Annotated in this window: 5 protein-coding genes and 1 pseudogene; 1 reads left to right on the top strand and 5 read right to left on the bottom strand. The window is 66.0% G+C overall.

What is annotated here, in order from left to right:
- Positions 1–293: 293 nt before the first annotated feature.
- The 5 genes and pseudogenes from WBF82_RS13575 to WBF82_RS13555 form a co-directional block, all read right to left on the bottom strand.
- Positions 294–1,097 (bottom strand): polysaccharide deacetylase family protein, encoded by an 804-nt coding sequence (locus tag WBF82_RS13575; protein WP_424383529.1) that lies wholly within the window; start codon positions 1,095–1,097, stop codon positions 294–296.
- Between the two features lie 99 nt (positions 1,098–1,196).
- Positions 1,197–2,520 (bottom strand): annotated as a pseudogene (locus WBF82_RS13570) (PhoH family protein); the annotation flags it as partial.
- 285 nt (positions 2,521–2,805) lie between these two features.
- A complete protein-coding gene (locus WBF82_RS13565) occupies positions 2,806–3,636 on the bottom strand; it encodes an acyl-ACP desaturase (protein WP_424383528.1) in 831 nt (276 codons plus the stop codon).
- Between the two features lie 47 nt (positions 3,637–3,683).
- On the bottom strand, positions 3,684–5,165 hold the full coding sequence (locus WBF82_RS13560; RefSeq protein ID WP_424383527.1) for a glycine hydroxymethyltransferase: 1,482 nt from the start codon (positions 5,163–5,165) through the stop codon (positions 3,684–3,686).
- A gap of 66 nt (positions 5,166–5,231) precedes the next feature.
- The gene (locus WBF82_RS13555) at positions 5,232–6,443 is read right to left on the bottom strand and encodes a DUF885 domain-containing protein (RefSeq protein ID WP_424383526.1); all 1,212 of its coding nucleotides are present in this window, start codon (positions 6,441–6,443) and stop codon (positions 5,232–5,234) included.
- A 43-nt stretch (positions 6,444–6,486) separates the two neighbouring features.
- On the opposite strand from WBF82_RS13555, the gene coaA reads away from it, so the two are divergent.
- The coding region (gene coaA / locus WBF82_RS13550) for a type I pantothenate kinase (RefSeq protein ID WP_424383525.1) at positions 6,487–7,366 on the top strand (880 nt) is incomplete at its 3' end.

The raw sequence follows: 7,366 nt of genomic DNA, 5'->3' as shown, positions 1-7,366 counted from the left end.
CTTCGACGGTGATCGAATCACGAACGAGCGCATCTACTTTGACTCGGCCAGCTTGGTCAGTCAGATCGGCCGGGGTGAGCTGCTGACGTTCGCCGCATCAGGCGACCTGCCCGAAGGATAAGTGGCGCGGTCACTTTAGCCACCTGAGTGCCTGCGGGCCAGGCGTGTTCGATGTGCCCGCCTCCGAGCGACAACTCTCGGCCCGGTCTCGTTGTCGCTGTGAGGCGGGCAGATTGACCGCCGCTTCCGCGTAGAGACGCCTGTGGCGTGAGTGATTGTCGCGTCTGGAAGCGCTAGCTGCCGTTGTTCGATCCGCCTGAGTTCTGACCCGGCACATCGGTAATCGGGAAATTGGGCATCGGCTTCGGCGACGGGGTGTTGGGCAGCGACGGGATCTCCGCGACCGGGATGTCGCGTAGATCATTGACCGGCGGCCCGTTCTCCCGGCTGCCATACACGCTGCCCGGCGCTCGTTGCCCGAGCAGCTGGCTCACCGTGACCAGGTGATAGTCGTTGGCCTTCAGCACCGGGATGAACTGGTACACCAGATCGACGGTGCTGGAGTAGGTGTCATGAAGCAACACCACCGAGCCGGGTTTGATCTGGGTCATCAGCTGATACCTGCTGGCGGCGGTGTTCGAGTCGTTGATCCAGTCGAATGGTATGACGTCCCAGAGGATTCCGGCCAGACCGAACTTTGCGGCCTGCTCGTTGACTGCCGCGTCGGTCAGGCCGCCCGGCGGCCGCCACAGATTGGGCGTCACGCCGGTGGCGGCGGCGATCGCATCGTTGGCCTTCGAAAGCTGTTCGGGCACATCGGCCGGCGGCAGCGTCGTCATGTTGGGGTGTTCCCAGGTGTGGTTGCCGATCTCCATGCCTGCGTCCACGACACGTTTCGCGCCGGCCGGGTTGGCGGCAACCTTGTTGCCGATCTGGAAGAACGTCGCCTTGGCGTGGTTGGCGGTCAGGACGCTCAGCAGCCGATCCGTGTATGGGGTGGGGCCGTCGTCGAACGTCAACGCCACGCATTTGACTTGTGCGCAGTCGACGACGTCATTGGCTTTGGCGAACCTGACGTGCCCGGTGAATGCACCGATCGCCACCACAATGGCGGCTGCCGCCACTCCTGCGACCGTGCGCCAGTACCGCCACGCGAGGGAGTCTGGTCGTCTGGGCACGGCCGGAAGCTTACGGCAGCGGGGCCCTGATGATCTCTTCGAGCATCTCGGTGACCAGCGCGGCGATCGGCGACCGCTCGCTGCGCAGCAGCGTGATATGCGCGAAAAGCGGGTGGCCCTTGAGTTTTTCGACCACGGCAGCCACCCCGTCGTGGCGGCCCACCCGAAGGTTGTCGCGCTGTGCGACGTCGTGGGTCAACACCACCCGCGATCCCGCGCCGAGCCTGGACAACACGGTCAGCAGCACGTTGCGTTCCAGCGATTGCGCCTCATCGACGATCACGAAGGAGTCGTGCAGCGAGCGACCACGGATGTGGGTCAGTGGCAGCACCTCGAGCATTCCGCGCGACAGCACCTCCTCGAGCACCGCCGGGCTGGCCAGACCTTCGAGGGTGTCGAAGACCGCCTGTGCCCACGGGCCCATTTTTTCGCTCTCGCTGCCGGGCAGGTAGCCAAGCTCCTGGCCGCCGACCGCGTAGAGCGGGCGGAAGACCACCACCTTGCGGTGGGTGCGTCGTTCCAGCACGGCCTCCAGACCGGCGCACAGCGCCAGCGCCGACTTGCCGGTGCCGGCCTTGCCGCCCAGCGACACGATGCCCACCGACTCGTCGAGCAACAGATCCAGCGCCACCCGCTGTTCGGCGGAGCGACCACGCAGTCCGAACACCTCACGGTCGCCGCGGACCAGCTGCACGTGCTTCTGGGCATTGACTCGGCCGAGCGCATGAGAGCTGCCGGCAAGCAATCGAATACCGGTGTGGCACGGCAGGTCTCGTGCGGATGCCAAATCGACCTCGCCGTCGGCGAACAGTGCGTCGATGTCCTCGGCGGTGACTTCCATTTCCGTCATCCCGGTCCAGCCGGACGTGACGACGTCTTGCGCGTGGTACTCGTCGGCGGGCAGACCCACCGCACCGGCCTTGACACGCAGCGGAATGTCCTTGCTCACCAACGTGACTCGTTTGCCCTCTGCGGCCAGGTTGGCGGCGCAGCACAGGATGCGCGAGTCGTTGGTGTCGGTGCGGAACCCGGCCGGCAACACGTCCGGATCGCTGTGGTTGAGTTCGACGTGCAGCGTCCCGCCTTGTGTCCCAACGGGAATCGGCTGATCCAGCCGACCGTGCTCAAGCCGCAGGTCGTCGAACAAGCGCAATGCCTGACGGGCGAACCAGCCGAGTTCGTGGTGATGGCGTTTGGCTTCCAGCTCACTGATCACCACCAGCGGAACCACCACTTCATGTTCGGCGAAGCGGGAACAGGCCCACGGATCGGACAACAACACGGAGGTGTCGAGCACATACGTCCGGATGGTGTCCTGTGCGACCGCCGGGGATTCAGTCACGAGCGCTCCTCGAGCTCATCGCCCGGTTCGCTGCCGCGTGCGGGTGGTGGCCCCACCCCCACCTGTACACGCGGGGCGTCACAACCGGGCTGGATGCCCGTGCGGCCCGCACGGACGATTCGGCGGGGGCCGCGGCGCCAGGACCGGGGCCGGCGGTCCTGTCGAAGTGAAGACGAAAGGCGCCGCCCGGACAGCAGAGCATGTCGCTAGCCATCGAATGCGACGCTACTCCGGTCTGCGCATGTGCGCCGCGCAGGCGCGCCGTGGCGAAAGCTCCGCCGCGTCCTAGCCGATGACGAACTGCCGCAGCGCAGGCTCGTCGGCGAGCTCCCATGCGGTGATGCGGTCGGAGATCGTCTGGCGCAGTTGATCCGGACCGAAGATGCCTGCGTCAGCGACGCCTTGCACCTTGTCTTGGTAGGCGTCGATGTCCGCGCCGATCACCGGGACTTCGGCGGCACGGGCAGCGATCGCCGCGATCGTTTCGTCGCGGGTGTAGCCCAGGCAGTGCGCGACGAGGTTGGCAAAGAACTCCTCGTGCCGCTCTTCGTCTCGCGCGATGTGGGTGATCAGACCGGCCAGCACCGGCTCTTCGATCTGGGCCGCCAGGTTGTTGCAGTACACCGCATGGGCGCGCTCGAAGAAAGCCATGAACACCAGGGTTTCGACCTGCGAATAGTGGTCGGCTCGATAACCCGTGCCTGACACGTGCTCGAAGCGGACCTGCTCGTTGGCGGTCGGGTCGATCTCGCGGGTCACCACGAAGTACTCGCGCAGTGCAATGGCGTGCAGGTGCTCTTCGGCCGTCCACCGGCCGATCCAATTGGCCCAGTTGTCCTCGAGGATGAAGTGCTCGACGAGTTCGCGGTGGTAGCCGGCGACGTTGTCTTTGGTGATCAGCAGGATCTCGCACGCGTCGGTGATGGTTTTGGGCAGCGTTACCTGCGACGGATCCCAATCGCGCCCGCCGAGGAAGGCATAGTTCTCGCCCTGGTCGAACGGCACGAAGTCATGCGCGAACCACAAGTTCTCGGTGCCGAGGTGGCGGTCGAGGTTCTCGCCCACGACCGGCTCGAGTTCAAGAATAAATGCGTTAGCAACAGGTTTTACTGCCATGAAAGTAACTGTAACCCGCGTACACAGGTTCCGTGAAATTAGTGAGCCTAGAGCGTCAACCCCGGGTAGAGCGGGTTAGCGGTCAGCAGCTCGGCGGCAGCCGCGTGCACCCGCTCAACGGTGCCGTCGGCCAGGGCGTACTTGGCCTTGGAGGGCCCGGAGGGTCCCGAGCCGGGCTGCGTGTTGGTCAGCACGTCGACCACCAGCTCGGCCACCCGGTCGAACTCGGCGGCGCCGAAGCCGCGGGTGGTCACTGCCGGGGTGCCCAACCGGATGCCGCTGCTGTACCAGGCGCCGTTCGGGTCGGCCGGGATGGAGTTGCGGTTGGTGACGACGCCGGAGTCCAGCAACGCCGATTCCGCCTGCCGGCCGGTTAGCCCGAATGACGTGACGTCCAGCAGCACGAGGTGGTTGTCGGTGCCGCCGGTGACCAGCCGCGCCCCGCGCCGCAGGAACCCGTCGGCCAGCGCCTTGGCGTTGTCGGCAACCCGCTGGGCGTAGGCGCCGAACGCGGGCTGACGCGCCTCAGCCAGCGCGACCGCCTTGGCTGCCATCACGTGTGCCAGCGGCCCGCCCAACACCATCGGGCAGCCCTTATCGACCGCGTCGGAGTATTCCGGTTGGGCCAGCACCAGGCCGCCGCGCGGCCCGCGCAGCGACTTGTGCGTGGTGGTGGTGGTGATGTGGGCAAAGGGCACCGGGTCCTCGTCGCCGGTGAATACCTTGCCGGCGACCAGCCCGGCGAAGTGCGCCATGTCCACCATCAAGGTGGCGCCCACCTCGTCGGCGATCTCGCGCATCGTCGCGAAGTTGATCCGCCGCGGGTAGGCCGAGTACCCGCCGACCAGGATCAACGGCTTGAATTCACGCGCGGCGACGGCGAGCGCGTCGTAGTCCAGCAACCCGGTTTCCGGGTCGGTGCCGTAGCTGCGCTGGTGGAACATCTTGCCGGAGACGTTGGGCCGGAAGCCGTGCGTGAGGTGTCCGCCGGCATCCAGTGACATGCCCAGCAGCCGCTGGCCGCCGAGCTTGGCGCGCAGCTGCTCCCAGTCCGCCTCGGACAGATCGTTGACGTGTTTGGCCCCGGCCTCGGCGAGGCCGGGCGTCTCAATCCGGGTCGCCAGGATGGCCCAGTAGGCCACGAGGTTGGCGTCGATGCCGGAATGCGGTTGGGCGTAGGCGTACGGCGCGCCGAACAGCTCGCGGGCGTGCTCGGCGGCGACACTCTCGACGGTGTCGACGTTCTGACAGCCGGCATAAAAGCGGTGCCCGATGGTGCCTTCGGCGTACTTGTCCGACAACCAGCTGCCCATGGTCAGCAGCACCGCGGGCGACGCATAGTTTTCGCTGGCGATGAGCTTGAGCGAATCGCGTTGGTCGGCAAGCTCTTTGCGTGTCGCAGCGGCGATCCGCGGTTCGACGGACTCGATGACCTGTAATGCTGCACGGTACGCGCTGCTCGCGGTATCGGCATACTCCGCGCCTACGGCTGCGGTGGAGGTAGTGGTCGCGGTCAAATCGGCTGCCATGCACCCGACACTAGTCGGGCGACGATGCAGGCCGGGTACGGCCCGCTGAGGAGCCCGACAACGCCCTCAAGGGGCGCGCAGTGCCGACGGGATCAGTGGCTCGTCGAGCAGCCGGCCGAACCTCTCGACAAGGCTCACCCCGGTAGTGCGTTCGTCCAGCCACTGCCGCAGCAACCGATACCCCTCGACGTAGGTGCTGGTGTAGGCACGCCACAGCGGCGACGACAAGAACCGCAACATCTGCCGCGCGCGGGTGTCATTGACGAGCAGCCAACGCCGCAGGAAAGCCACCACTTCGTCGGCATCGCGATGCTCGTCGTGCAACATCAACGCGGCGTCCTGGCGGACACCGGCCAGCGCCGCGGATGCCTCGGAAACCGCCTCGGCGCGTTCGCCGTCGAACCTCAGCCCCAGGTCGGCGTAGACCTCGGACGCCCAGTGTCCCCAGCGCGGGCCGATGGCGGCGTACAGCGCCAAATCGGCCAGGCCTTCGGCCATCAGGCACTGCGGGGTGTTCACCAGGAAAATGGTCTGCTCGGCCTGGCCTTTCCGGTTGACCAGCCCGGCCTCTTTGCGGCAGTGCTCGGTGTGATGCCCCGGATAGGATTCGTGGGCCACCAGCCGCGGCAGGTTCGACATCAGTTGTTTGATGTCGGCGTTGACGGCCACAGTCGAGCGGTAATCGCCCAGGTAGTAGTTGAATCCCGACCACGGCTTGTCGGTCACCACCTGGTACTCAACGGTTTCGGTGTCGGGCAGCGGATACTGGGCGCGCACCCGATCGCGCAGCGCGCTGGAGAACGCCGCGATGCACTCTGCCAACCGATCGGGCGGGATCTCTTCGGCTGCGCGGTGGCCCTCCATCCGGTCGACCAGTGGGCCGACACCACCCAATACTTCGTCGAGCCGGGCATGCGCCTGCCGGTAGGTCTCCGGCTCGCCTTTAGCGATGTGGACGTCGAAATAGTCGTGCACCTCGTCGACGAACCCGATGTCTTCTCCGGCGAACTTGCGCCCGGCGCAGGCCAACGCCCGCAGATGAGCACCGATGTAGTCGGCGCGGGATTGGTCGAATCCATTGCTGTGCAGCACATCTGGCAGCACTGCAAGCAAACGCTCAGCCTGACGAACCAGGCTGGCCGGGTCTGGCGCGGGCTCGGCCAACACGGTTTGGCGCAGCGCGGGATCGCCGGTGAAGGCGTCGACGTACCCAGCTTCAATCCGGTCGAAGCGCAAACCGAGCAGCAGGTACTCGCGGATCAGCGCGGCGGGTTCCATACCGGTTAACGCTAGCCGCGTCGCCCCTGCAAGACTGACAGTCATGCCGCGGCTGAGCGAGCCGAGCCCCTATGTGGAGTTCGACCGAAGTCAGTGGCGCTCGCTACGCATGTCGACGCCGCAGCCGCTGACCGAAGAAGAAGTCGTCGGCCTGCGCGGTCTGGGCGAGCAGATCGACTTGCTCGAGGTCGAAGAGGTCTACTTGCCGCTGGCCCGGCTGTTGCACCTGCAAGTCGCCGCTCGTCAAGGGCTGTTCAGCGCCACCGCCGAGTTCCTCGGCGAACCCCAGCAAAATCCCGATCGGCCGGTGCCGTTCATCATCGGGGTGGCCGGCAGCGTGGCGGTCGGTAAGTCGACGACGGCTCGCGTGCTGCAGGCGCTGCTGGCCCGCTGGGATCACCACCCGCGAGTCGACCTGGTGACCACCGATGGGTTCCTCTACCCGAACACTGAATTGAACCGTCGAAACCTAATGCACCGCAAGGGTTTTCCGGAAAGCTATGACCGACGCGCCCTGATGCGGTTCGTTACCTCGGTGAAGTCGGGTTCGGACTATGCCTGCGCGCCGGTGTACTCGCATCTGCACTACGACCGGGTGCCGGACGCCAAGCAGGTGGTGCGCCACCCCGACATCCTGATCCTCGAAGGCCTCAACGTGCTGCAGACCGGGCCCACCCTGATGGTGTCGGACCTGTTCGACTTCTCTCTGTATGTGGACGCGCGGATCGAGGACATCGAGCAGTGGTACGTCTCCCGGTTTTTGGCGATGCGCTCGACCGCGTTCGCCAACCCGGCCTCGCACTTCCACCACTACGCGGGTCTGACCGATCCGCAGGCGGTGGTCGCAGCCCGCGACATATGGCGCTCGATCAACCGACCCAACCTGATCGAGAACATTTTGCCGACGCGGCCGAGGGCAACCC

The sequence above is a fragment of the Mycobacterium sp. genome (genome assembly GCF_049673265.1).
Taxonomy (GTDB): Bacteria; Actinomycetota; Actinomycetes; order Mycobacteriales; family Mycobacteriaceae; genus Mycobacterium.
This window is presented reverse-complemented; position numbering and strand designations above follow the sequence as displayed.